Genomic DNA, 26,421 nt, shown 5'->3' with positions numbered 1-26,421 from the left:
ATTATGCCCTCATTGCGTCGGCACTCTCGGGATGACCGGTGACTCACTCAAGGATGGAACATGGCAGAGAGCAGCAACTTCGCCTTCTTCAAAGAACACGATTCGGTCTTTTTTCAACTTGCCAATACGGCCGAGCGAGTTTTCTCCAGTGACCCCAACACGACGCTGATCAAACTGCGTCAATTGGGCGAAGCGCTCGCCCAGGATCTGGCGGTAAGAGCAGGCATTGAGTTCGATGCCACCACGTCCCAAGCTGACCTGCTGTACCGCCTGAGTCGTGAAATCAAGCTCGACGGTAACATCCGTAACCTGTTCCATACGCTGCGAGTCGAAGGCAACAAAGCTACCCACGAATTCCGCACCCTGCATCGTGAAGCACTGGATGGGCTGAAGGTCGCCCGCGCCTTGGCGATCTGGTACCACCAGTCATTCGGCAAGGGCGGCAGCGCCTTCAAGCCTGGGCCTTTCATGGTTCCGGTCGATCCGAGTGAGCCTCTGCGTGAGCTGCAGGGGCAGATCGAAAAACTTCGTGCAGAGCTGGGCGACAGTCGTCAGCAACTGGAGAACAACCACCAGTTAGCAGAGCTATTGGCGCAAGAAAAGCAAGAGCAAGCCAGTCTCGCCGGACAGATGAACGAGGAAGCGCGTATCTACGAGCAGATTGCTCTGGAGCGCGAGGCAGAGCTATCCAAGGCCCGAGCCGATTTTGAAGCGCGGCTCAAAGTGCTGCAGCAACAACTTGAGGATCAGCCCCAAGCTGTCCAGCAGGTGACGCGCAAGACTCAGCAGGCCAGCAGCCAGTTCGATCCTAACGAAGACCTCACCCGTATCCTCATCGATCAACAGTTGAACGATGCGGGTTGGGAGGCCGATTCGCTCGACCTTACCTACAGCAACGGCGCTCGGCCCGAGAAGGGCAAAAACAAGGCCATCGCCGAATGGCCAACCAGCAAGGCGAAAGAGAACGCTGATTACGTGCTGTTTGCCGGCCTCATGCCTGTCGCCATCGTCGAAGCCAAACGCAAGCGCGTCAACATAGCCGACCGCATTCCCCAAGCCGAGCGCTATTCACGCCAGTTGATCGTTACTAACGATCTGCAACCGGCCGGGAAGAGCGTGGGGTGGGCCGACGGCCAGGGCAGCCATTTCAAGGTCCCGTTCGCCTTTGCCTGCAATGGTCGCCCCTTCATTAAGCAACTCGCCGAGCTGTCCGGCATCTGGTTTCGCGACTTGCGCAGCCCGGCCAATCTGCGCCGGCCGTTGCAGGACTTCCACACACCAGACGGCCTACTCGACCTGCTCAAACGCAGCCGTGAGGACGCCGAGGCGAAACTACAGCAGGAAGGCTTCGCCTATCTCAAGCTACGTGACTATCAGGAAAACGCCATCCGCGCCGTCGAACAGGCCCTAGCCGCCGATCGCCGCAACTGTCTGCTGGCCATGGCGACCGGAACCGGCAAAACGCGCACTATCATTGGCTTGATGTACCGCCTGCTGAAGGCCGAGCGCTTTCGCCGTATTCTTTTCCTGGTCGATCGCAGCGCCTTGGGGGAACAGGCCATCGAAGCCTTCAATGAGGCGACGCTGGAACAGAACCACACGCTGGCGCAGATCTACGACGTCAAAGAACTAGGTGACATGGCTGCCGAAGCTGAAACACGGGTTCAGGTCGCCACTGTGCAGGCCATGGTCAAGCGCATCTTCCAGTCGGACACTCCGCCGCCCATCGATGCCTTCGACTGCATCATCGTCGACGAAGCCCACCGCGGTTACACCCTTGATCAGGAAATGACTGAAGGCGAGCTGGCAGTGCGCGACTTCAACCAGTATCTATCGCAGTATCGTCGCGTGCTCGACTATTTCGACGCCTGCCGCGTCGGGCTCACCGCTACGCCAGCCAAGCACACCAGCGAAGTCTTCGGGGCTCCGATATACACCTACAGCTACCGGGAGGCCGTGGCTGACGACTGGCTGATCGATCACGAACCTCCAATCCGCTATCAGACCCTGCTGAGCCAAAACGGCATCCACTTTGCCAAGGGCGAGAGCGTCAGCGTCATCGATACGAGTACCGGCGAAGTGGATGTCGCCGAGCTTGAGGACGAACTCGACTTCGAAATCGAGTCCTTCAATCGTCGCGTGATTACGCCCGGTTTCGACAAGGTCATCTGCGAGCAACTGGCACAAGAGCTCGACCCGTCGGGCGATGAAAAAACGATGATCTTTTGCGTTAACCAAGCCCATGCCGAGCGAGTCAAAAACCTTCTCGACGAAGCCTTCAAGGACGTTCACGGCGAGGATTACAACCAGGCAGCTGTACAGATCATCACCGGGCAAAGTGACAAGGTCAAACAACTGATCCGCCAGTACAAGAACGAGCGGTACCCGAGCATTGCCATCACGGTCGACCTGTTGACCACCGGTATCGACGTACCGCGCATTTGCCACTTGGTGTTCATGCGCCGGGTGCGTTCGCGCATTCTCTACGAACAGATGAAGGGCCGGGCGACTCGCCGCTGCGATGAAATCGGCAAGACGGTATTCAAAATCTACGATCCGGTTGATCTGTACGCTGCCCTCGAGCCAGTAGATACAATGAAACCGCTAGTGAAAGACCCAAACATCAGCCTCGAACAGCTGGTCAGCGAGCTAACCAACCCAGCCAGCCTCGATGCTCCTGGTAACCAGCCAGACACTAGCCATGCCCACGACGTCCTGGACCAGTTGAGCCAGCGGGTCATGCGCATCCTGCGCAAGGCCAGCCATAAGGCCGAGCAAAAGCCAACCCTAAAGGCCAAGCTCGCAGAACTGGAGAACACCTGGGGCGTAGCCCCGGACAAACTGCATCAGCACCTGCACCAGCTCGGCCCACAGCAAGCTGCCCAGTTCATCCAACAGCATGCCCAACTGCTCGATCAGCTCGCCACGGTTAATGCCCTGCTGGGATCGCTGAACTACCCGGTGATCGCCACTCACACGGACGAACTGATGGTCCGTGAGCAGAACTACGGCGATTACCAAAAGCCCGCAGACTATCTGGAAAGCTTCAACGACTTCATTAAGAATCAGTTGAACCAGTCAGTGGCCCTCGGCGTAGTGGTCAGCCGTCCGCAAGACCTGACTCGTGAACAATTGCGCGAAGTGCGCCTGCTGCTCGACGGGCATGGCTACAGTGAGGTGAACCTGCAAAGCGCCTGGCGCAACCAGACCAACCAGGAAATCGCTGCCAGTATCGTGGGCTTCATCCGCCGCGCCGCCCTCGGAGAGGCTTTGCTACCATTCGAACAGCGCGTAACCAAGGCGATGGAGACGATTTATATACTGCAGCCTTGGACTCAAATTCAGCGTAAGTGGCTTGACCGCCTGGCCAAGCAACTGGTGCACGAGGTCGTTATTGACAAGAAGCAGATTGGTGAGGCGTTCAAGAGCGATGGCGGCAGCACGCGGCTGGACAAGATGCTCGGCGGCAACCTGGGCGTGGTACTGGACGCCCTGAATGACAACCTGTGGGCACAGACGGGATGAGGCCGATCCTGAACGCTGGGTTGGCCACCGTACTCGTTCATGAGGGATAATGCCCTCCTATTGCACGAGCTATCGACTGCAACACCTAGAGACGCTTAATGACCCTTGCCGAGCTTCATCAGATCCTTGACCGTGGTGAGGACAGCCGCCATCAGTTCAAGCGCGATTTCAGTAATATCGATGCCTTGGCAGCCGAGTTGGTGGCGTTCGCCAATACGTCCGGTGGCTACTTGCTAATTGGCGTAGACGACTCCGGCGCGGTGAGCGGGTTGAGTAGCGCCGACATTTCGCGACTCAATCAGCTGCTCTCCAACGCGGCCTCACAGAATGTCCGTCCGGCGATCAATCCATTGTCCAGCAACTTTCAGACCGAGCACGGGCTGGTCATGGTGGTGACAGTCGAACAAGGGCTGAATAAACCCTATGTCGACAACCAGGGTCGCATCTGGGTAAAGAACTGCGCCGACAAGCGTCGGGTCACGGCCCGTGAAGAACTGCAGCGTTTGTTCCAGCAGGCCGGGCTGGTGTGCGCCGATGCGGTACCGGTCGCGGGCAGCAGCGTGGCGGATATCGACGCCAAAGCGCTGGGCGAGTACTTCCAAAGACGCTTTCGGCAGAGCCCCGAACAGACAGGTTTGGAAACCACCCGCATCCTGGAAAATCTTGGCCTCGCCAGTGGCGACACACCCAATTTGGCCGGCTTGCTGCTATTCGGCCAAGCGCCACAACGCCTGTGCCCGGCGTTCGATATCAAAGCCGTGGCGTTTCCGGGCACGGTTCTGCATGACCGCCACTATCTAGACAGCGAAGACATCGACGGCAATCTGCAGGAACAGTACCGACGCAGCCTTGCCTTCATAAAGCGCAACCTACACCACGTGCAGCGCCAGCAGGGCTTCAATACCCTCGGCCAGCTGGAAGTGCCGGAGGAGGTGTTTGAAGAACTTCTGGTCAATGCCCTGATCCACCGCGACTACTTTGTCAGCGCCTCCATCCGGATCATGATCTTCGCCGATCGCATCGAACTGATCAGCCCTGGGCACCTGCCTGACGTGCTCGACACCGAGAAAATTCGATTCGGCATGTCCAACCGTCGTAACCCGACGCTCACCTCCCATGCTGTGCACATTCTGCCCTATCGCGGTCTGGGCACCGGCATCCCGCGCGCTATCGATGCTTGGCCAATGATCCGGCTGGAGGACGACCGGCAGAGTAATCAGTTCAAGGTGGTGATTCAGCGCGCCGTTGAAAAAGGGCCTCTTTCGGGCCCAAGTGGGGACCAAGTAGGGACTAAGTCGGGACCAAGTAGGGACCAAGTAGGGACTGAGTCCGCTGTCGAAGAAGAACAAGCCGAAACTCGCCTGTCTTTGCAGCAAGAGCAGATAACGCTGCTGTGCAAGATGACAGGCGATCACACTGCGCCAGAGCTAATGACCTTCGTCGGGCGCAGCAACCGCAGCAAGTTCCGCGAGCAGGTTTTGACCCCACTACTGACGCTTGGCGTGGTCGAGATGACCATTCCAGACAAGCCCAACAGCAGCAAGCAACGCTATCGCCTGACTGTAGCCGGCCAAGCGCTAAAGGCCGAACAACGTTCCTCAGACGACTGAGCCCAGACAACCACTTCTTTGCGCTAGCGCGATCTGGCGCTTTAAACACTTCGCCACAGGTAGCCCATGACTAACTCCGATATCGTCCAGAAACTCTGGAACCTCTGCGACGTTCTGCGCGACGATGGCATCAACTACAGCGACTACGTCACCGAGCTCGTGCTTCTGCTGTTCATCAAGATGGAATACGAACAAGTGCAGAACAACGACAGCTTCGGCCACAAGCTGCCCGAAGGCGCGCGCTGGCCAGACCTGGCTGGCAAGTCCGGCGTTAACCTGCTAGATCACTACCGGCAGATGCTGCTGGACCTTGGCAAAAACCGGGACCCGCTGATTGCCGCCATCTACGCCGACGCTCAGACTCGCCTCAAAGAACCGCGCCACCTCGAGCAACTGATCAAGAGCCTCGACGGCATCGACTGGTTCAGCGCCCGCCAAGACGGCCTCGGCGATCTTTATGAAGGCCTGCTGGAAAAGAACGCCAGCGAAACCAAATCTGGCGCCGGCCAGTACTTCACCCCGCGACCGCTGATCGACAGCATCATCCGCTGCATCAAGCCGCAGCCGGGCGAGACCATCCAAGACCCGGCCGCCGGCACTGCGGGCTTTTTGATCGCTGCTGACGCCTATATCAAAAGCCAAACCGACGATCACTACGACCTAGACGCCAAAGCCCAGGCATTCCAACGCAATCGCGCCTTTGTTGGCGTAGAACTGGTGCCCAGCACTCGCCGCCTGGCACTAATGAACACCTTGCTGCATGGCATGGAAGGCGACGAGGAAGGTGTGGTGCACCTGGGCAACGCCCTAGGTCAGACCGGGGCCAACTTACCCAAAGTAGATGTCATCCTCTCTAACCCACCATTCGGCACGGCCAAGGGTGGCGGTGGCCCGACTCGTGATGACCTCACCTACCGCACCAGTAACAAGCAGTTGGCCTTTCTTCAGCACATCTACCGCGGCCTCAAGCCCGGTGGCCGCGCCGCTGTAGTGCTGCCGGATAACGTGCTGTTCGAAGCCGGCGTTGGCACCGACGTGCGTCGCGACCTGATGGACAAGTGCAACCTGCACACGATCCTGCGTCTGCCTACCGGTATTTTCTATGCTCAGGGTGTGAAGACCAACGTGCTGTTTTTCCAGAAGGGCACCGTGGAAAATCCGCGTCAGGAGGAAGGCTGCACCAAACGTGTTTGGATCTATGACCTGCGTAGCAATATGCCTAGCTTTGGCAAGCGTACCCCTTTCGGCGCCACTCACCTCAAACCGTTCGAAGATGCCTATGGCGACACACCCGACGGCGAAAGCCCACGATCCGAGAACGTCGAAGGTATCGGTGAAAACAGCCGCTTCCGCTGCTTTACCCGCAATTACATCCGCAACGAGCGGAGTGAATCGCTGGATATCAGTTGGCTAAAGGACGACAGCAGCCTGGATGCTGCCGATCTGCCCGCTCCAGAAGTACTGGCCGGTGAGGCAATGGCTGAACTGACCGAGGCGCTGCATGAGCTGGAAGAGCTGATGAAGGCACTGGGGGCGGGGGATGAAGTGATGGCGCAGAAGCAGTTGATGGCTGAGGTGATGGGGTTGGAAGTGAGAGCTGAAGATGAGTAAGTTACCAGCCGGGTGGGCCACTTGCAGACTCGCCGATATAGGACATATCGTTACAGGCAAAACCCCTAGCACGAAGGAGCCAGCCTTTTACGGAGGAAGCATTCCCTTCATCAAGCCGGGCGATCTCGATCATTCAGGTCCAATAGTCAGGACAGAAACAAGTCTAACGAATGCTGGCGCTGCAGAGGTTCCCGTTCTGCCACCGCAAAGCATCGTAGTGACTTGCATTGGAAACCTAGGGAAAGTCGGTCTAACCACAACAACATCCGCCACAAATCAACAAATCAACGCGCTGATTCCTGACACTGGCATAGACCCGAGCTTCGTATTTCATTACTGCAAGACGCTAAGGCCGTGGCTGGAAGCTCAATCTTCTGCCACAACGATCTCCATCGTAAACAAAAGCATTTTTTCTAAAGCGCCTATTCCGCTGCCGCCCGCCGCCGAACAAATCCGAATCGCCGCCAAGCTCGATGAACTGCTGGCCCAGGTCGACATCCTTAAAGCCCGCATCGACGCCATCCCCACCCTGCTCAAACGCTTTCGCCAATCCGTCCTCGCCGCCGCCTTTTCCGGACGATTGACAGAGGAGTGGCGTGGGTACACCCAAAACAACTCGACTCACGGCTGGGCTCAGACAACGGTAGGCAATCTTTGTAAGCTAAAAAGCGGGATAGCTATATCCGCTGAATATGAAAAGACGACTGGAGATTTTAAATACTTTAAAGTTGGGGAGATGAATCTTAAGGGCAATGAGTTTCACCTCCAACACACGGATCGATATCTAGCCAAAGGCGATGCCCCGGAAAAGTCCTTAATGCCAAGTGGAAGTATTTTGTTCCCAAAGCGAGGCGGGGCAATCGCTACAAACAAAAAAAGAATTTTGAAGGAACCTTCATTTGTTGACCTAAACATCATGGGAATTATTACCCCCGTCGATGTCGAGATCATGTATGTTTATCGCTGGTTCGAAACGATTGACCTAGCCAAACTTAACACTGGTTCCACAATCCCTCAAATCAACAATACCGACATTGCCCCGCTTGAAATTCCGCTCCCCCCTTCAGCAGAGCAAAGCGAAATCGTCCGCCGCGTCGAACAACTCTTCACCTACGCCGACCAGTTGGAATCCAAAGTCACCTCGGCCAAAAGCCGGATCGACCACCTGACCCAAAGCATCCTGGTCAAAGCCTTCCGTGGCGAACTGGTGCCCCAAGACCCGAATGACGAACCGGCCAGCGCTCTGCTGGAGCGCATCCAAGCCCAACGCGCCGCCGCGCCCAAGGTCAAGCGAGGAAGAAAGAGCACATGAAGCGGGTGTTCATTGCCAATTTCGGTCGTGAAAACTACGAGTGGCCCAACTGCCTTCGTCGCTCGACGGTTGCAACCATGAACGCCGAAAAAACCCATCGCTTCTGGGCTGCAGGCGACCGTGAAGGCTTCATCGAGACCACACTGAAATATGAGAAAACCGCTCGATGCATGGTTCCCACACCGGGGGTGGCATCACGCTGGTTCAACTTGATGTCCATTATCGCGCAAACATCCGGCGATATCTGGATTCACCGCGAGAAAAACGATTTGTGGTGGACCGAGTCGCTACCTGATGCACCAGCCTTTGAACTTGGCGAAGACTCTAGCAGCAAGCCTTCCAAGCCTATCTACGTATGCCATAAGCCCTGCAAACCCTGGGCAAAAGTCAACTTGATCGGTAGTCGGTTGGAATGGAGCGCGTTGCATCCGAAGGCATGAGACTTTCTTTCAACCGAGGCTACCTTTCAGCAGCTGTCCCCCGATTATGCGGAGTACGCCTTGGCGCTAGTCCACGGGAATGACCTGAACCCATGGCATGAACGCCGAGAGTGGCGAGAAAAAACGGCTGTGCGTAAAGCGGGCCTTGTGACCTCGTTTAGTAACCTAAAAGTTGCTGCATATCGGATGGCACGCACCGCGTGGGGAACAACACAACATTCAAACGGCCAAGAAGAACTCCGCTGGTCCAAGAACAAAGATTTCAGCTTCCCAAACGAAGAAGAACTACAGCTCTACATTGAAGAGCTGTACCACATGCAAGAAGGCTTATGCGCGCTTACCGGCATACCGATGCAGCTGGATCGGGCGCAGGACGATGACGAACAGCTGTGCTCTCTCGACCGAATCGACAGCGATGGCCACTATGCCCCCGGCAACCTGCTGATCGTCTGCCGCTTTGCCAACCGTTGGAAAAGCCACAGCAATAACGCTAATTTCATGCGGTTGATCAACCTGATCAAAAGCAACGCCAACCTCTAAGCCTTATCTCGCAAAAATTGCAATGGATCTTCACTCATTTTGAAACCCATTCTCGGTGCCCTGAAATGGCTGCTGCTGGTCATGCTGCCGGTGGGAATGCTCAAATTATCCTCGACCAATGACCATCTCTTCACGAAAAAATACATTTTGAGTGGTTTAATACTAGGCTAGCAGCAGTATTCCTAGAGGTATTCCAAGACCAAACCTAAAATATAAAAAAACATTAAAATCATAAGATTATGGGATCATTTCAGATTACCCCGGCCCACCAACACCAAACCCCTGAAATCCAAAAAATTTCAGGGGTTTTTCTTTGGCGTCGAGAAAACTCGATGCGACGCAGCGTGACACGGATCATCCAAGGAAGAATTCTGCATGAATATCAGGGACGCCCAGAGGAAAGCCTCGTTGAAAATGTTGCTGGGAGCAGGGATCGCCATCCTCAGTCTCATCAGCACGGTCATCTCTACACTGCTTATGTTTTCATCGAAACTCGATGACGGCAGTGCCATCGGCAGCGCGATTGCCTATCAGCTCAAACGGTTCGCCTACTTTTGCTACGAACACACCGGCGGCCTCCATTGGCTTTGGGACCTGGCGCCGATTCCCGACCCCTACTGGCTTACATCCCCCAGCAACTTCTGGTTCATCGCTGTCTATCTGGGAATCTTCGTCGGTTCGGCGCTTTTCTCCTCCGGCGCGGCATCAAAAGCCAGGATCCGCAGAATCAACAGGGAGATCGAAGACCAGCTCATCAAAGAATCCATCGCCGGCACCCGATCACGCACCCGAGCCCAGATCGAACAGTCCGTGGACATTCCCGGCAGCAGCATCTGGAAGCAGTGGCATGAGCTTTACCTTGCGCCACTGGTCACGACGATAGTCGGAGCCTTGATACTCAAATTTGTATTTGGCGTTTGATCCTCCCTGGCCGAAAGCACCCCGTATCGAAAAGGAAGCTGGGAAGAATGGATCCCGGTATGACGAAAGCGTCTATTTACAAGCCTCGGCCCGCCACGACTCGCCTTTGATAACAACACCGGGGGCAATGAAAGCATGTTGACGGAAGAGCTCAGGGCGTGAAGCGGCACGGAACTGAAGGCAGGCTCGATCCGTTTATAACCGCAGACACATGTAGGGGAACACCGCCGTAAAATGGCCAGAGCTCCTACATGAAACTCGGAAAGCGGTGTCTTGTGGCGCTTGGGGGGGACGGCCTATAGTTTCGCGTCGCCCAATGGCGACTCGGGTTTGGCGACCTGATTGAACGAGGTAGATCCCTTCATTTGAATGAGGTACTACCAATGAACCGATACATGCCCATCACCGGCGTCGACTGCACCCCCGCTACCCTGCTGATCGACACCGAAGCCCCGCTTGATGTCCTCTTCGAAACCGCTGACTACCGCATCCGAACCGTGACCCAGCTGCTGGAAAACATCGCGTTCCGCTCGGACATCAGCTCCGACACGCTGGTGCTTTCCGACTTCTGCAAAATGCTGACGATAGCGCTGCGCGATGGGTGTGATGTGATGGATGTGATTGGTAGACGATTGCGGGCGCAGGCGGTTGAATAAATGAAAACGGGCGACCTTTGGGGTTGCCCGTTTCGCTTATATGCTCCAGTTAGCGCACACGCGTACTGACTTACCTTAGGCCCCAGCGCTTATTGCACCGAAGCCGTCTTGAAGTGACTGACCGAGTTGTCAGCCCCGTTTGGCACTCGGGGACAGGACGACCGGCGCCACGAAGTCGAACGTTTCCTGACCCGCTGGAAGCATGTAGGGATCTTTCATAGTCAGGCGGTACACCGCAGACACCACAGCAGTGTCTATCACTGGATCGCCGGAACTCTCGGCCAGGTAAACCTTGGGCTTCGGACTCCCGGTCGAGAACCTGAAAAGCACTCTAATTGTCAGCGTTTGACCAGAGTGATTGAGCCCACCGAGCTCATACGAACGCCATAACTCGAAACGCATCTGGCGCAGAAGCCCCCCAATCCACACTCGATTGTATTTCTGCACCTGCTCAGCATCGAGCTCCAGCCCAAGGGCCAATAGCGGCCGCATTGCCTTCCAGGCGGGGTCACCGTATTTTTGGGTAGCATCGACGTACAGCTTCAAAGCACCCGACACATCCTGCGCACCGCCCTTGCCCTGCTCCATCAACCCACCCAACCCCACCACACCACCTATACCTGCACGGGTGTAATAATCGCGGGCCTTCACCGGGTCAACTGGCTCGTCAATCCCATCCCGCGCCATGCGCGCGAGCTCCACATAGGCATATGGATCGGCCGGCGCCGCTTGCAGGTAGAGTGACCTGGCCCGGGCAGTGTTCTGGCCCACGCCTGTGCCGCTCTCATAGAACGTACCGAGCACATGCTGGCAAGTCGGAATTCCACCTTCGCTCGCGGATATGACGAGCTGCAAGTCGGACGGTTGAACAGTTCGGTAGTGGGTAGTTTGGCGACATGCCTTGCCCTGGTTGCCATCCAAAGCGTCGTCAAAGGTCCCAAGCGGCACAGAGGGATTGCGCAACTCTGCGAGGTAACGCTCCATCGGCGTGGTGCGGGACTCCTCGAGGTACTCGACGGTGCTCTTCCCAAGGTCTTTCATGCTCTGGCAACCGCCAAGGGCAATCATCAGACCGATCAATACGATATTTTTTTGCATGCTGTGTCGTGTCCATACGTGAAACGCGGTTGCTCGTGGTGACTATCCGCGTATGCAAAATTATCAGGTCGGACTTAGTGCCCCTGGGCGCTCGCTACAGGGATACGCTCCTGTGGCTGAGTGACATCGTAAACATGCTGCTCACAACCTGCCCCAATGATCACGAACTCCACTAGGTAAACCTTTTGCTTCTCGGGCTTGAAGGTGGAACTCATGGGGCCGCATGCATAAACAATTTTTTCGGCATAGCGGTAGTAGTTCGAGTCGTAGACCCGCGATTCACCGATCACTTCAATCGCCTGCCCGGGATCAGCCTGCACCTCCAGCTGGGGGAAGCGTTTTACGGTGGCGCTGTTGGCAACCTCGTTCATTTTGGCGATCCAGCCGAATACCTTGCCACGACCGGAATCGACCACGGTTCCCAAGACCTCGGCACGCTGATCCGCATCAGAACTGCGTCGTATGGAGAACTGCACAGGGTGAGTGAACCCTGTCGCCTTCATGATGATCTTGGCGTGGTCTGCGTCAGCGACGACCTTGGGTTGTTGCAACTGCACGCCATCCTTGAGCAGGCTTGGCGAGGAATCCCTGACGTTTGAGTGACAGCCTGCCAGGGCCATGGCTAGAACTAAAGAGGTGGTTTTTTTCATGATTACTTCCCTGCAAAATTTGAATGACCACAGACCATCGAAGTACTTTCGACAAAAGCGGAATGGAGATGACCACGTTCTAGTAATCGATGACTGATTTGGACATCGCTTAACCTGAACGTCCTAACAACCTTGCCCACCATCCAGGCTTGGCGAGTGGCTCAGGTGTTGGAACAGCTTCTTCGCTGGGATGGAGTAAATCTCCCGGATAGTGTTCATGTCCGATGCAGTCACTATCATCAAGCCCAAAGACTTTCACGGCGGCGACCGCCTCGAAACACCAACGACCAAAATAGCTTCCCATCTCAAGCGGATGTTTTACTGGATCACCATAGATGTACCACCACGGTTGCTGTTTACCGCGCCGGTTCAGCTCCGGATACCAATGTTTTACGAAAGCAAGCAACAACGTTGCTTGCTGCGCCTGCGGCGCATCAATGGCCTTGAGCAGCCTTGCGTAGGGCTTGGCATGCAGGAGGTTTTCCCCAATCGTCCGCTCTGGTTGACGAGACGCCATGACTCGATCAAGCAGAACGTCCTGCCCGCCCTCGCCTATCAACGCAACCAAACGAAGCCACTGGTCGTCGGGGATTTCAAGAACGAGCGCCAGGCTCACCAGCCAGAAACACCAGATATAGTGGTTTAAATTTGAAAGCTCAAAGGTCCAGTCTCGGCAAGTCTGGAGATTGTTTTCTGCACAGATTTCATCGGAGGTACGGTTGGATATTTCCCAAGCGTCCAAAACGCCGGGGAAATATGTTGCCATCTCTGCAACATCGCCACCTCTGGAGTAGACCCGTATGGCGGCGCGCAAATTATCTTTAGCGAAGTCGAATGCAAACTGCGCTCTGTATATGGGGTTGGCCGAAGGCTCCGACAAAATTTTACTGGTGCGCTCAATCCATTGCAGATCTTTTGTTTCACGACCACTCCAGTATTGTTCATCTCCCCAAGGTGCACGAATCATGGAAGAACCCCATTCAAGTTTTTGGCGGGTAAAATTTTAGACGTGTAAAAAGGTGACAGATTTATTTTCAGTTGAGCAAAGGCAACAGGCTTGCCTCTCTACACGCCACAAAGTCGGGTCGACCGGCCAGTTACCTGGGCCGGCCTCCCACAGATCCGGACGTGCGCAATTCACGCATCCGGCTCCTCAGTAACAGGCTTTGCTAATCCGTGGTGCTGGCAAGGGAAGCAACTTTAGTAGCAACGCTGCTTTCTCCCAATTCAACCTCCCGCGCTGCGACCTACGCGACAACCACTTGATCCAAATGCGCTCGACGCGAAAACGTAGAGCGCCCATCGACCGATAGTTGCCGCAAATCCCAAAGTAGGCGAAGTGCCCTCTCAGCTTGCGAACCAGTTGAACGTGCTGGTCTCGTACGAATTGATGCCGATTCACACGGCACCATCGGCTGATCTGCCTGAGCGTTCGCCGAAAGCGATCCTTGGCAGTTTTCCGATAAATCGTCCAACAGCCTGACTTGGATCGCCCCCAGTAGTGAGTGAATCCCAGCAGATCGAAGCTTCTGCCTCGACCTGGTATTGCGGGCTTGAAACCCACCAACCGCGTCTTATCCGGATGCAACTCCAGACCAAACCGGCCGAAGCGCTTGGGCAGTACCTCCATTACCCGCCTGGCGTCCCGCTCGTTGGCGAAAACCAGCACCGCATCATCGGCATAACGCAGCATAGAACTGCTGCCAACCAATCGCGGCTTTACTTCGCGTTCGAACCAGACATCCAATACATGGTGGAGATAGATATTCGCCAACAATGGCGAGATCACACCGCCTTGAGGTGAGCCGGCCTCCATGCGTTGCCATTGCCCGTGTTCCATCACGCCCGCCTTCAGCCATTTGCCGATCAGGCGGTTGAGCACACCATCCTTTACCCGTTGCTGCACGAATCCTCGCAACAGAGCATGGTCAATCGTGTCGAAGTACGACCGTATGTCCAACTCCAGCACCCAGCCACCGCCCATGTTCCTCAGACGCTGGTACAGCACTTCCAAGGCCTGATGAGCCGAGCGGCCTGGCCGAAACCCATAAGAGTCAGGATGGAAATCCTGTTCGTAGAGTGGTTCCAGCACCATGGCCACCGCCCGTTGGAGAAGTTTGTCCTCGAACGTCGGAATGCCGATGGGCCGCGTGCTTTTGCCATCGCCTTTCGGGATATGCACCCGACGTACCGCCGGAGCCTGGTACGTACCGTTCTTGGCACGCTCCAGTAACCCTTGCAGATTTGCGTCCAGATGACGGGCATAGTCTTTCGCGCTCTGCCCGTCGATACCGGCCGCCCCCTGCTTGCGGGTACGTCGATACGCCTCGTGCAACCATGCAAGGTCGATATGTTGAGCCAGTGACGTGAGTGCCCTGTCCGGGTGATTTCGTGCCTGCCGTGCTATTCGCAGGTGTTTCGTGTACAGATCCTCAGGTTCCTGGGCACCTGTCATGTTTCCCCCCTGCGATTCCTGTTACCGACGCCGCCTTCCCTCCACCGGGTCCAGTCGGGTCTGTTCCCCGGTTTCAGCGGTACTACGCAGCGTTCCGACTCCCGTTGCCTCTTTCGACTGCACTCCTTTCTCGTCGCACAGCCGCACCCCCACCGTGTCGATAGCGACGCTCCTGCAGCGGATCGACACCGCCACCGCAGGCCTGGAAAGTTCGGGTCCGGTCTTTCCGGACCGGTAGTTGGATGGAGGAAAGCAACGGGCCCCCCAGGTTCCTGGGAAACCCTCACGCGCACATGCCCTGCTCTCTGACCCCGGTGGAACTTCGATGCCAAGCCATTGCGGCATCTCCATGCGGCCTTCCGCCATTTATAGAGCGTCGGCTTCCACGCTGCGGACATTTCGAGGCTCAATCACACGGCCTATACGCTCGCTGTCTACGCTTCGCAGCGCCGGTTACCCGGTCACCACGCAAGACTCGCTTCCGGTCGGTGGCTAACCTTTACCGGGCGGGGTTCAAACCGCTGGGTTTCTTACGCCATTTCGTGACGGCTTGCGCCGTCAGTCCCAGGCGACCAAGCTTTGCCTGGCGCACATAAATCTGTCCCCTTTTCTGGTCCCCTTTTCTGAACAGTCCCCTTTTCTGTCCCCTTTTCGCACTGCAAACTGGGGCTCTGCGGCACATGACTGGAAAAGTGCGATGAATCAATTCGCGATTCTGTACGGAGATCTAGAACCTAGAAAACAAACAAATCTCCCTTTTCTCCATTAAATCTGTGGAGAATCTCAGGCGTTGCCCCTGCCCCCCCTCGTATCTGTTGCATCGTCACGATATACAAGGAGACCGCCCTTGGGCCAGTCACCTACCCAGCCACATGGCCACCCACCGCTTGAATAGGCGGAAAATATTTCCTCAAAAAAATTATTAGTCTTACCTTGAACAGCTCGACTATACAGACAGCACTTTAGATCCGAGACAATATCATCCAATAGTTCTCTATGCTTCGGGGAGAGCTGCTTTTGAACTGAGTGACTCAACTCATCCAAAAGTTCGGATAGCTTAATATCCATCTCAGTATATTTTTCGCCCCCACCGTAAACAACATCCCAAACCTCACTCATTCTCTCAGATCTTAAGTCAGCCCAAGTGAAAAATTCTTCCCCATAGACCTGAACCCAGGCATATTTTTTTGCCGTTGCAAGATCAGCAATTTCGGCATCCCCCAAAACAACCTGATTGACAGATCTCAAGAGCATCCCACTATTTACAAAGCCAATAACTTCATTTACCAGATTGCTATTTTCACCCAACTCTACTTCCCTAACCATTTCAACCACACCTCTGTCTTAGCGCCGTCTACGTTGCGGACAGGCATGCCCGACCCAGTAACATTCCTCAACCGACCCTGCAAGTCGAAAACCTGTTTTTGCAACTGCTCCACAGGTAGATTTCGGTCCATCTCATTCAAACTTTTTCGTACAGCCTCAGTATAGTTTGGATGGCTACCTGTATGTCTCGGCATACCGCTTATGGCGCCCTCTGGCTTAGCCTTGCTTGCCGGCAAAAATATGCCATTAGAGGAGTCATCCAGATCAATGCCTACCTTCTTCAGAATAGGATGATTTTTTAACTCCGAAGGAATCAGGTGCTGAGCCTGATAACCAGCCCACGAGTCTGTGCGATTTCTCCCCATTGCTTGGTTCAGATTCTGTCCTAACTTTGTTGAGCTACCGCCAGTTACTTGACCAGGAGTTCCTGAAAGCAGCCTTTGGTTATTGGGCAGAGCTTGGTCGGGCCCTTTTGCACCAACAGTATCACCCGATGCGAATTTCGTTGTCTACACGCGCAACGTCACTCGTGGTGAGGCTTATACACCCGTAGGATCAGATTACCGACTGGGTCGGCAAAAAATTCCCGACACGGGTTATGATCCTATCAACAATAGTCTCGGCAGTACTGGGCCTATTTATTCAGAATAAATCAGAAAGAAAGCTGATCCAAAATCTCTCTCACTTTTACAGTATCTTCCGGATGAAGACTTACATACTTATCACATGCTAGCCGTATGTATTTAGAGCAAATCTCTTCACTTACAACAACTGTATCTTCATTTTTTGGCGGATAACCATAAGCGAACTCAACACCTTCAAAATGTTCCTCCTCAAAAAAACTATTTAAATCAGGAAAATTGCAGTACGCACCATCCGTACTGAAGCCCCACCTTTTCACCAATAGCTCAAGAGATTTTATAAAATTACCATCGTGATACATCCGATCAAAATACCCCTTCACTATCCAGTAAGGGTCTGAATCAGTATATGGCTGTCCAAATAGCTCTTTCATATCAATCCTCACTGGGGGTGAAAGTTAGTAACTGCCCCTGTAGCCTTGTCAAGGTAGACCCTAAAGCTAACGCCCCCGGCAGTAGCATCATATTGAGTCACCCCCTTCGACAAAGCACCCCTGTATCCACTGGCCGCAGCCTGCTGTCCAAGATCAAGGATCTTTTGATCAGAGAAGACCTTCGGATCATAAACAGTCTTAGTAAACTCTTTCGCTTTATAGCCGATCACATTTCCAGCTCGATCATAAGCCGGTATCTGATATTCAATATTTGTAATCCCCTTAACAGAAGTCGGTGTCTCACCCAATATCTTTATGCCATTTAAAGATGCGGCCTGAGAGAATGCATCAAGATTATGGGTTCCGCTAACCCCACTTTTCTGGGTCAATCCATCGAAACTACTCAGATGGTTTTTGATGCTCGGATTAAAGCTCATGCCTTCCGGGAAGCTTGCAGCCCCTTTTGCACCACCCGTTTCCACCCACCCCTTCGGCGGACTCTCCGCAAACTTCTTGTCCCAATCAGCATCCTTCGGACCACCCCCCAGCTCATCGCGCCCTTTCGTTACACCATCCGAAGACCCCTTACCCACAATACCAATGGCCTTGCCCGCTACAGACCCGGCAGCGTTGGTGGCGGTCCCCAAGGCAATATCCAGCAGCGTCGTTGCACCACGAACGTATACATCACCTTTTTGAGTAGTTGCCCCAAGCTTGGAAAGCTCCTTGAAACGATCATCGCTATGCTCCAAATCGTCCTTGCTCTTACCACTGAGCTCGCTCGCTAGGGATTTTGACAAAGCATCTTTAGCGTCGGCGATTTTGTCTCCAAACAGCTTATCCACCACCACATTACCGGCCAGACTCACCGCGGCTTTGACTGGTCCCATGACGGCTTGTATCCCCAAGCGTACAAGCTGCGCTTGCGCTGGGTTCAATTTATCGAGATAGGTCTGTAAAGCGTCAGCTTGAACCAACACATTTCCGCCGGAGGTACTTGGTACCAACGGCTTAAAATTCACAATCATGCTGTTGCCATCAGCATCAACATAGTGGACCGGATCCTTCTGGCCCTCGTCACCCGAAGCACAGTCTCCTGTAGCGCCACAGCTTTCTTGTTGCTTGGCAAACGTTGTGAATAGGTCCGCGAAGTATTGGATAGCGATTACATCCTTAGGCTCCAGCTTCGCGATGTCATCAGGATCCTTACCATTGCGAACCAGGTTCTTCGCAACATTCAGCGCAACCTCATCCCCCAACGCAGCCCTCGCGGAAGCAGGAACCTCCTCTATTGATACCCGCTGTGCCTGTATGCTGTTCCAGACCTGTCCAGCGGCCTGCACCGGCCCATTGACCAGCTTGAGTGCGTCCTCATACGCTTTCAGGCTGCTATCGGGGTAGCTTTTGATGCTGTTCTTCCAAGCCTGCACCGTCCCAGAGGGATCCATCACCGCGTCCACCGAGGATTTGGTGACGTACAAGTCGGTCCGAGATTCATCATCCTTGGTGATTTCGTAGGCCTTGCTTACATCCCGGTTGAGCCCAACCGTCGAATCGGCCCCGGTTTTAGCATCATTGCGCACCACAACTTCGCCGGCTCCGACAGTGGCCCGGACGGTCTGCTGACGATCCTTCTCATACTCCCAACCGCTGATGCTCCAGCCGTTTTTATCTTTCTCGCCTTTGCCAACCTGACTGCTGTCTTGAGCGCCGCCGCCACCTTGGGAGTAGCTGCCACCCACGTTCAGGTAATAGCCGTGCTCCTTGTCCTTACCGGCGATGTCACTGAAGCCCAGGGTTCCGGTGTCCAGTTTGAGGTTGCCGTTATCGGCGGCGATCAGTGCACCATCCAGTTGAGTGTGATTCTCGGTCCGGATGTCGACTTTGTTTTTGCCGGTGATGCTGGTTTGCTGTTCGACCCAATGGGTCTCGCCGGTCGTTTGTCCATATCCCACCGAGCCGCTGATGCCAGCCCCTGGACCAACGGTCGCGGTAACGCTGAGGTCGAACTCTTTGCCTTTGACTTCGCCTGTGTCAGGCGCCGAGGAGATATTCAGATTACCGCCGACACGGCCAACGACCTCATCGCCGCGCAGGGTGGCACCACTGATGTTGGTGTCTTTGCCACTGGTGAAGCCCAGGCGGTTGCCCGCGTAGAGGTAGGCTTCTTGCTGTCGGTTACCTTCCCGGTCGAGATTGCCCTTGCCGATGTTCACGCTGACGTAGACGCCTACGCCTTGAGAGCCGAACGTCAGGCCTGCCTCACCACCACCGTTGTGTCGATTGCTCTCACTGTCGCTGGCGTTCTGCGCCGACCGGATGTTCAACTCATTACCAGCATCGAGCGCAATATCTCGCCCAGCCTTGACCTGAGTGCCTATCAGGTTGATGTCGTGGCGGGCGTCCACGTTGACATCCCTTCCAGCGGCAACCTGAGTGGCTGTCGAACTGCCGTGAACGCCATCCTCGGTGGCAACACCGTAGCTGCCGCCGACGCCTAGCTTGAAGCCTCCACTGGTGCCGCCATGAATCCCACTCCAGCTTTGGCGATCAGTGCTTTCCTGGCTGACACTTCCCTTCGCTACATCCAGCGTGACGTCGCGACCTTTGACGTTGATATCCCGCCCGGCCTTTAGCTGACCACCTTTGACCGTGACGTCGTTACCGGCATTGAGATTCAGGTCGTTGCCCGCATCGAACGTCGACGCGCGATTGGTCTGCTCAATGACCTGCTGGCTACTGGTTTGCGTGCTGTTGCCAAACTTGACGTCGACGGTCGGTCCGTTGACGAATTGGGCGACGGCATCGACGCCTTTTAGGGTGCTGGACGCCTTACTGACGCCGTCCTCCCCTTTCCCTGCGCCACTGACCGCATCCTTGGTGTTGCCGTAGTTATGATTGAACGAAATGCCAAGCCCATTACGACTGGCTTCGCGCTCCTGCTCGGTCAGTTGGGTTTCACGCGCAGCATCCACGTTGATATTGCGTCCTGCCGTGAGGCCTATGTCACGGCTGGCACGCAGATCGGAACCCGTCTGGTTGATATCGCGCTGAGCGTTGATGGCAACATCTTGCCCTGCACTGATTTGGCTAGCGGCAGCGGTTTGCTGTTCCAGACGATTCTTGTTCTTGAGGCTATCGGCACCTGCAAAGAAATTGATGCCATTAGCATCCGAAGAAACACCAATCCCAGCCTGCTTGTTCTTTTCCCAATCCCGCTCGGAACGGCTGTTCTGCGCCGCCAGAACATTCACATCGCGCCCGGCATTCAGACTGACATTACGCCCAGCCTCGATTCCGCTGCCCACCAGGTTGATATCGCGCTCTGCCTGCAAAGTCGCATCACGATCAGCCGTCACCTGACTGCCAACACTGGTACTGCTTTGCGCGATCCGGCCCGACTCTTTCGCCGAGGAGAACGACAGGAAGCCGCCCGAGACCGAGAGCCCGGTTTTCTTCTTGTATTGCTCGCTATGGCTGTAAGCGGTGTCATTGGCCGCGACGAGGTTGATGTCGCCGCTGTCCTTGACCAGGCCCGCACGCAGTTCCACGTCATTGCCGGCGGTGGTTTCGCTGGCGCGCAAACGCAAGTCATTGCCCGCGACCAGCACCACATCGTTGCCCGCTTCCAGCTCGCTGGCCACTTGGGAGGCCGTGGTTTTCAGCTCGCTTTTGCCGCTTTTGGACAAGCCGAGGAAACCCGATTTGGTTTTCTTGCTGTAGGAACCGTGCTCTTCAATGCCCGAAAGCACCGCCACATCGCCGGTGGCGCCCACTACCAAATCATTGCCGGCGTTCAATTGGCTGCCGATCACCGTGACGTTGCGGCCGCCGTCCAGCGTGACACCACCGCCGGCCGCATGGCTGGTATTGACCGTCAGGTCTTGCCCCGCCTCCACCACCGACGCGACGTTGGTGCTGTCATAGCTTTCCCGTTGTTCGCTTTTACTGCGGCCAAAGGAGCCTTTGCTTTTCTTCGAATAGAACTCTGCGGTTTCGTCCGTTGCAGACAACAGGCTGACGTCGCGCGTGGCGTCGAGCGCAACATTATTGGCCCCTGTCAGGCGACTGGCGACAAGACTCAGGTCTTGCCCCGCCTTCGCGCTGAGGTCTCCACCCGATTCAATGACTGAGGCTTGCTGGCGCACCAGGTCGCTGCTGCTTTTGACTTTTTTGCTCTGGGAAAAGCGATGGCTTTCGTTGGCGGCAGAAGCGATAGCGATGTCACGCCCGGCGGTCAGTGCCAGGGTGGTCTCGGCGATAAGGTTGCTGGCGACGATCCGCAGATCCTGCCCGGCCGCGGCCTTCAGCTCCCTGCCAGCAGAAACATTGGAGCCGTTCTGGGTAATGGTCTGGTCTCGGTGCCTGCTACCCATTGTGTTGCTGTTCGACTGCTCGGCGGAGGTGATATTCACGTCACGCACCGCCTGCAGATTCATGTCATTACCGCTCTTGACCACCCCTCCCTCGTTAGCGATATCCCGTCCGGCGCCCATCGCCAGGTCATGACTGGCCTCGATCCGCGCCGCGCTGTCGACAAAGTCACGTTGCTCGGTCTTGTAGCCGGTGCTGCTGGCATGGCGGGTAACGGTTCGTTCGTTAGTCACGTCGCCGGTGAGGGCAACAACACTGACATCCCGCCCGGCAATAACCCCGCCCGCCCGGTTAGTAAGATCATTACTCGCCAGCGCCTCAAGGCGATTCCCCGCTTCAAGCAATCCGCTGTTGACCAAGCTATCGCCCGCCGTCGCCCTCAGGTTGCTCGACGCTCGCAAGGTGCCGGCATTGATCAGGTTCTGACCGGCGATCAGGCTGACGTCCGAGCCTTGTATCAGCGCGCCATTGGCCGCCAGACGATGATTGGCCTGGGCCAGGTACAGCACCGGCACCAGGACCTGTTCGTTGTTCACCGTCCGGTTTTCCATCCAGACGATGTCATGGGTCAGCGCCGCGACTTGTTCGGCGGTCAGGCTGACGCCCAGGGACAGGTTGAGCGCGTCCTTGCTGGCGACGGCGTTGTTCATCAGGTACTTGAACATGCCGTCGTCGGAGGTCTGGCCGTCGAGGAAGCGTTGGCCGGTGCGGGCGATCACGGCTTGCTGGATCAGCCGTTGTTCGTAGAAACCGTCACCCAAACGCTTTGCGGCGACGTCGGGGTCGTAACCCAGTTTGCTCAGCAGATAGTCCGAGCTCATGAACTGGCGCATGTTGGTCAGCGCCGGGTTGGTCTCGATCAGATATTTGTGCGGGTTGGACTTGATCGAGCTGTCCGGCAGGCCACGCACTTGTTGCAGGCCGGAGCCCTGGGTCGGCGTGGTCGAGCCGTCACCGCTCATGCGGAACAGGCCGTTTTGCCCGGTTGGCAAATCGAAGCCCGGCAAGGCAAGTGGATCGACCGGCTGCTGGGTCAGGTCCGGGGACAGCTGTCGGTTAACGTTGACGCGGGTGGAGAACGCGTTGTCGGCCTGGGTGTCGGTGCGCGGGCCGGCGCCGACGTAGTTGTAGCCGCCACGCACGACACTGCTGTCGGCTTGGCCCTGGACACGGACATCCACCGCGCCGCCGGCCTGGATAATCGCGGCATAGGTTTGGCTGTCGGTGGTGATTGTCTGGGTGCCCAGCGCGGGAATTTCGCGCTCGGTCATGCCGATGAAACGGCTCATCGCCGCCTCGAGGCCTCCCAGGTCGTTGGCGTTATAACCCGGGCTCTGCAACCAGTATTTTTTGGTGAAGTCATTTGCAGCAGCGCGCCAGCCACCTGGGCTGCGCGTGCGCGCGGACATGAAGGTGCGCGAGGTTTCGATCTCGCCGGTCTCGATGCCGATATTGTTCAGGCTGGCGACGTTGGCGGTCAGTGCGCCGCCGACGCCGATGCTGCTGCTCCGGTTGGTCAGGGTGTCGCCCTGGATATCCAGGTTGCCGCCGGTGGTGATACTGGAGGCAGCGCTGGCTGCGGTGACTTCGAACTTGTCGCGCTGGACGATCTGCCAGACATGGTTCTCCTTGCCTCCCCTGCAGTCGCCGGCGTTGACCCCTTCGATGCAGGCCACCTCCCTGATCGAGGCGGTGTAGATACCGGCATCGTTGGTGGTCAGTATCTGGCGGACGTTGTCGATGGTGCTGGCCGCCAGGCGCATGCTGCCGTCGCTTTGCAGCGTGCCGGAACTGTTGAGGATGCTGCGCGCTCGGGTGCCGAGGCCGTCGCGGTCAATGCTCAGGTCGCCCAGGCTGTAGATGTCGGCGTAACGGTTGGTCAGGCTGTCGACGCGCAGTTGGGTATCGGCGCCGCTGAAAATCAGTCCACGCTCATTGAGCAGGTCGACTGTCGAAACGTCCAGCGCCCCGGCGCTGCCCAGCGTGCCGTAGTTGTTGATCGTTGCAGCCGTGACGCTCATGCCTGCCGCCGAAGTCAGGCGACCGTAGCTGTTGAGGACGCCATCGACTACGACGGTTGTGTTGCCACCGCCAGCGATACTGCCGTTTTGCTCCAGATTGATCAGTGCGGCTTTGAGGCCCAAGGTGCCGAGACTGCTCAAGCGACCGTTGCCTGTGTAGGCGCCGGTCAGTTGCACGTCGACCGTTCCATCGCTGCCGATCAGACCGTCAACGCGCCAGTTGCTGCCACGGCCCACCATACCGTCGGTACTGAGCAATTGGCCGGTGGCCGTCTGGGTCAACTGATCGACATTCACCACCAGATGCCCCGCCTGGATCGCGGTGCTGTTGGTCCATTGGTCAGCCGTCACGTTCAAATTGCCGTAGGTCACCAGGCTGCCACCCGCCTGACCGAGGTTGGCTTGGCTGATGCCAAACAATCCCAGGCCGGTGTGCAACAGTTCGCCGCCCACGTTCTGAATGCTGCCGGTGTCCAGCCCGACACTCTGGCTGGCGGTGGCGAGGGTGCCGTCGCGGTTGTCGAACAGGCCACCGATCTGGAAAACCGTCGTGCTGTTTTTGCCCAGCGTACGCAGCTGGCCTTTTTGGTTGCTCAGGCTGGCGGCGAGAATGTCCAGGCTGTCCTGGCTTTCGATGATGCCCGCGTTGTTGTTCAACGCGCCCGAGAGATCGAACTCGATACGATTGGCGCTGACCTGCCCGCCATCACTGTTGTCCATCGCCTGGCCGATGACCCGAACCTTGCCCGTGGCGTACAGGCCACCACCGCGGTTGTCGATGTCCGCACCGGCGTTGGTGATCACGATGTCACCCGCTTGTGCGGCGATGCGCCCACCGTCGTTGAACATCCCCGCCAAGGCTTCGATGTTGAGCCCTTGGGCCTGGATCGTGCCGCCCCGGCGGTTTACGTCGTAGCCGTTTTTCAGCACGCCGACGGTACGCGCCTCGAGCGCGGCCTTGACGCTGGCCAGCACACCGCCCCGGTTGTCCAGGTTGGTCGCAAAGACAGAGAGGTTGGCGTCCTGGGCGATGATGCTGCCGCCCTGGTTGTCGATATCCGCCGCTACATCGACGAGCACCTGACCCTTGCCTTGCAGCGTGCCTTTGGCGTTATCCAGGCTGCCTGCATGGAGCTCGACACCGGCGGCACGGCTGGCGACCAGGCCTTCGTTGGCGTTGTTGACCTCGCCGGTGGCCTTGACCAGCAGCTTGCCATTGGCGGCAACGGTGCCTTTGTTGGAGTTGTCCAGGCTGGCGGTGTGAACGGTCACGGTGCCTTGGCTGGACAACTCGCCGCCCTGGTTGTTGATCGCGCCTGCGTTGGTGATATCGAGGCTTTTGCCGGCCATCACCAGGCCGGTCAGGTTGTCCAGGCTGCCGAGGATCAGGGTCGCGCTGTTCAGGCTGGACAACTCGCCGGCATTGTTGTCCAGATAACCCACGTTGGCCGTCAGGATGCCTTGACTGTTGATCAGGCCGCCCTGGGCGTTCAGCACTTGGTTGGCCGTCAGGTGCAGTTCGGTTTTACCGAGGATCCGGCCTTTGTCGCGGTTATCCACCACATCGGCGGTGACCGTGGTCTTGCCCTGTCCACTGAGCGTACCGCCCTGGTTGTTCAGCGCTGCGGTGGTCGTGACATTCAGGTCGCGACTGGCAATGACGGTTTTGCCGGCGTTGTTCAGCTGTCTTGCCTTGAGGGTGACATCACCCGAGGTGTTGCGGCTGTTGTCGGCATTGACCCCGGCTTCGATGATTGCGTTGTTGGTGAGCTTGCCGCCGCTGTCCAGCCGAATGCTGTCGCGGGCCACCAGGTTTTTCTGGTTGGTCAGGTCGCCCTGGGTCTTTGCCTCCAGCCGACTGCCGGCGTACACCTGGCCACGGGTTTCCAGGCTTTTCGCCTTGATATCGACAGCACCGGCAGCCGCCGTCTCGGCCAAGCTCAGATGCCCATTGGCATCCAACTGAATATCCCCGCCACTGGCAACCATCTTGCCGTCCAGCTTCACGCCAACCCCGGCTTCGGTGCCCACTAACTTGATCGCCCCGGCGTACATGCCGCCCAGGGCCGAGGAGTCGATGGCCAGCTCCGGTTTGGCGCTGCCGTCGTCCGCGCGGGCGGTGGGGTTGAGGGTCGTGGCATTGACGTCGTTGCGACCGGCAACGATGGTCAGGTTCTTGGCCTGGATCTCGGCATTGATCTTGGCGCTGCGGGTGATGATTTCGAAGCGGTCGACGTTGTTGGCATTGAGGCCGGCGCCTTCGATGGAGACGCTGCCCTGATCCACTTGATAGCGGTTCAACTGGCCGTTTTCGATAATCGGCTTGCCGGTGGTCAACGTCGCCTTCGGCGTGTTGATGAAACCGCAGCCGTCGCAGGTGATGCCATACGGGTTGGCGACGATGACATGGGCCGATTTGCCCGCCACTTCGGTGTAGCCGCGCAACTGGCTCGGGTTGCCGCCATTGACTTCGTTGAGGATGATTTTGGCGGCCGTGCCCTTGAGGTTCGGGTTGCCGAGGATGATCCCGCCCAGTTGCGTGGATTGGGCGGGGTTGGTGGCGTTGTTGAGGATCACGCCGTTGCTGCCGACGTTGTAATCCTTGAATCGGTTATGGGACAGGCCGCTGCCGTTGGGCTTGGCGATGTTGACCACCGGCACGCCGTTGCCGGCCTTGCCGAGACTGGTGCCGGGAGCACTGACCACGATGCCGTCGGCCTGGGCCCATAGTGGTTGCCAGAACATGACGTTGATCAACAGGAACGCCAGGCTGCGCTTGGGCATGCCCCAGAAGGCGTCGCGGGTGTGCAGGGCGGCAGAAGGCTGGTGGGCCAGCAAGGCGTATTGGCGTTCGTCCATGATGATCA

The 26,421-nt window shown here is 56.7% G+C and carries 15 protein-coding genes; 8 read left to right on the top strand and 7 right to left on the bottom strand.

Annotation, left to right across the window (positions count from 1 at the left end):
* Window positions 1–60 precede the first annotated feature (60 nt).
* The 8 genes from hsdR to HU762_RS18475 all read left to right on the top strand — a co-directional run bounded on the left by hsdR (window position 61) and on the right by HU762_RS18475 (window position 10,615).
* Entirely contained in the window at window positions 61–3,525 is a 3,465-nt protein-coding gene (hsdR, locus tag HU762_RS18505; RefSeq protein ID WP_186639473.1) for a type I restriction-modification system endonuclease, read from the top strand.
* A 98-nt stretch (window positions 3,526–3,623) separates the two neighbouring features.
* Window positions 3,624–5,135 (top strand): RNA-binding domain-containing protein, encoded by a 1,512-nt coding sequence (locus HU762_RS18500; protein WP_186639471.1) that lies wholly within the window; start codon window positions 3,624–3,626, stop codon window positions 5,133–5,135.
* A gap of 66 nt (window positions 5,136–5,201) precedes the next feature.
* The gene (locus tag HU762_RS18495) at window positions 5,202–6,746 is read left to right on the top strand and encodes a class I SAM-dependent DNA methyltransferase (RefSeq protein WP_186639469.1); all 1,545 of its coding nucleotides are present in this window, start codon (window positions 5,202–5,204) and stop codon (window positions 6,744–6,746) included.
* A complete protein-coding gene (locus HU762_RS18490) occupies window positions 6,739–8,058 on the top strand; it encodes a restriction endonuclease subunit S (RefSeq protein WP_186639467.1) in 1,320 nt (439 codons plus the stop codon). The genes HU762_RS18495 and HU762_RS18490 overlap by 8 nt, the downstream gene beginning before the upstream one ends.
* Entirely contained in the window at window positions 8,055–8,498 is a 444-nt protein-coding gene (locus tag HU762_RS26620; protein ID WP_202883646.1) for a hypothetical protein, read from the top strand. Before HU762_RS18490 ends, HU762_RS26620 begins: the two co-directional genes overlap by 4 nt.
* A 60-nt stretch (window positions 8,499–8,558) precedes the next feature.
* Window positions 8,559–9,038 carry a hypothetical protein gene (locus HU762_RS26615; protein WP_202883645.1) on the top strand — a complete coding sequence of 160 codons (480 nt, stop codon included), beginning with the start codon at window positions 8,559–8,561 and terminating at the stop codon, window positions 9,036–9,038.
* A 375-nt stretch (window positions 9,039–9,413) separates the two neighbouring features.
* Window positions 9,414–9,959 (top strand): YniB family protein, encoded by a 546-nt coding sequence (locus tag HU762_RS18480; RefSeq protein ID WP_186639465.1) that lies wholly within the window; start codon window positions 9,414–9,416, stop codon window positions 9,957–9,959.
* 383 nt (window positions 9,960–10,342) lie between these two features.
* The gene (locus tag HU762_RS18475; RefSeq protein ID WP_186639463.1) at window positions 10,343–10,615 is read left to right on the top strand and encodes a hypothetical protein; all 273 of its coding nucleotides are present in this window, start codon (window positions 10,343–10,345) and stop codon (window positions 10,613–10,615) included.
* A 129-nt stretch (window positions 10,616–10,744) separates the two neighbouring features.
* Here HU762_RS18475 and HU762_RS18470 read toward each other — a convergent pair whose 3' ends face one another.
* The 7 genes from HU762_RS18470 to HU762_RS18430 all read right to left on the bottom strand — a co-directional run bounded on the left by HU762_RS18470 (window position 10,745) and on the right by HU762_RS18430 (window position 26,413).
* Window positions 10,745–11,713: an SEL1-like repeat protein gene (locus tag HU762_RS18470; RefSeq protein ID WP_186639461.1), complete on the bottom strand. Its 969-nt coding sequence runs from the start codon at window positions 11,711–11,713 to the stop codon at window positions 10,745–10,747.
* Window positions 11,714–11,787: 74 nt separating this feature from the next.
* Window positions 11,788–12,363, bottom strand: coding sequence for a hypothetical protein (locus HU762_RS18465; RefSeq protein WP_186639459.1), 576 nt, complete (start codon window positions 12,361–12,363; stop codon window positions 11,788–11,790).
* A 109-nt stretch (window positions 12,364–12,472) separates the two neighbouring features.
* The gene (locus tag HU762_RS18460) at window positions 12,473–13,330 is read right to left on the bottom strand and encodes a PoNe immunity protein domain-containing protein (RefSeq protein ID WP_186639457.1); all 858 of its coding nucleotides are present in this window, start codon (window positions 13,328–13,330) and stop codon (window positions 12,473–12,475) included.
* Between the two features lie 186 nt (window positions 13,331–13,516).
* Entirely contained in the window at window positions 13,517–14,818 is a 1,302-nt protein-coding gene (gene ltrA / locus HU762_RS18455) for a group II intron reverse transcriptase/maturase (protein ID WP_186639455.1), read from the bottom strand.
* A 783-nt stretch (window positions 14,819–15,601) separates the two neighbouring features.
* Window positions 15,602–16,144, bottom strand: coding sequence for a hypothetical protein (locus HU762_RS18450; protein ID WP_186639454.1), 543 nt, complete (start codon window positions 16,142–16,144; stop codon window positions 15,602–15,604).
* A 652-nt stretch (window positions 16,145–16,796) separates the two neighbouring features.
* Window positions 16,797–17,159, bottom strand: coding sequence for a ribonuclease toxin immunity protein CdiI (gene cdiI / locus HU762_RS18440; RefSeq protein ID WP_072435133.1), 363 nt, complete (start codon window positions 17,157–17,159; stop codon window positions 16,797–16,799).
* An 8-nt stretch (window positions 17,160–17,167) separates the two neighbouring features.
* On the bottom strand, window positions 17,168–26,413 hold the full coding sequence (locus HU762_RS18430; protein ID WP_238340409.1) for a hemagglutinin repeat-containing protein: 9,246 nt from the start codon (window positions 26,411–26,413) through the stop codon (window positions 17,168–17,170).
* Window positions 26,414–26,421: the final 8 nt, after the last annotated feature.

It is taken from the genome of Pseudomonas sp. SWRI92 (genome assembly GCF_014268685.1).
Taxonomy (GTDB): Bacteria; Pseudomonadota; Gammaproteobacteria; order Pseudomonadales; family Pseudomonadaceae; genus Aquipseudomonas; species Aquipseudomonas marvdashtae.
Note: the sequence above shows the minus strand (reverse complement) of the source record. Positions and strands in the feature narration are given on the sequence as shown.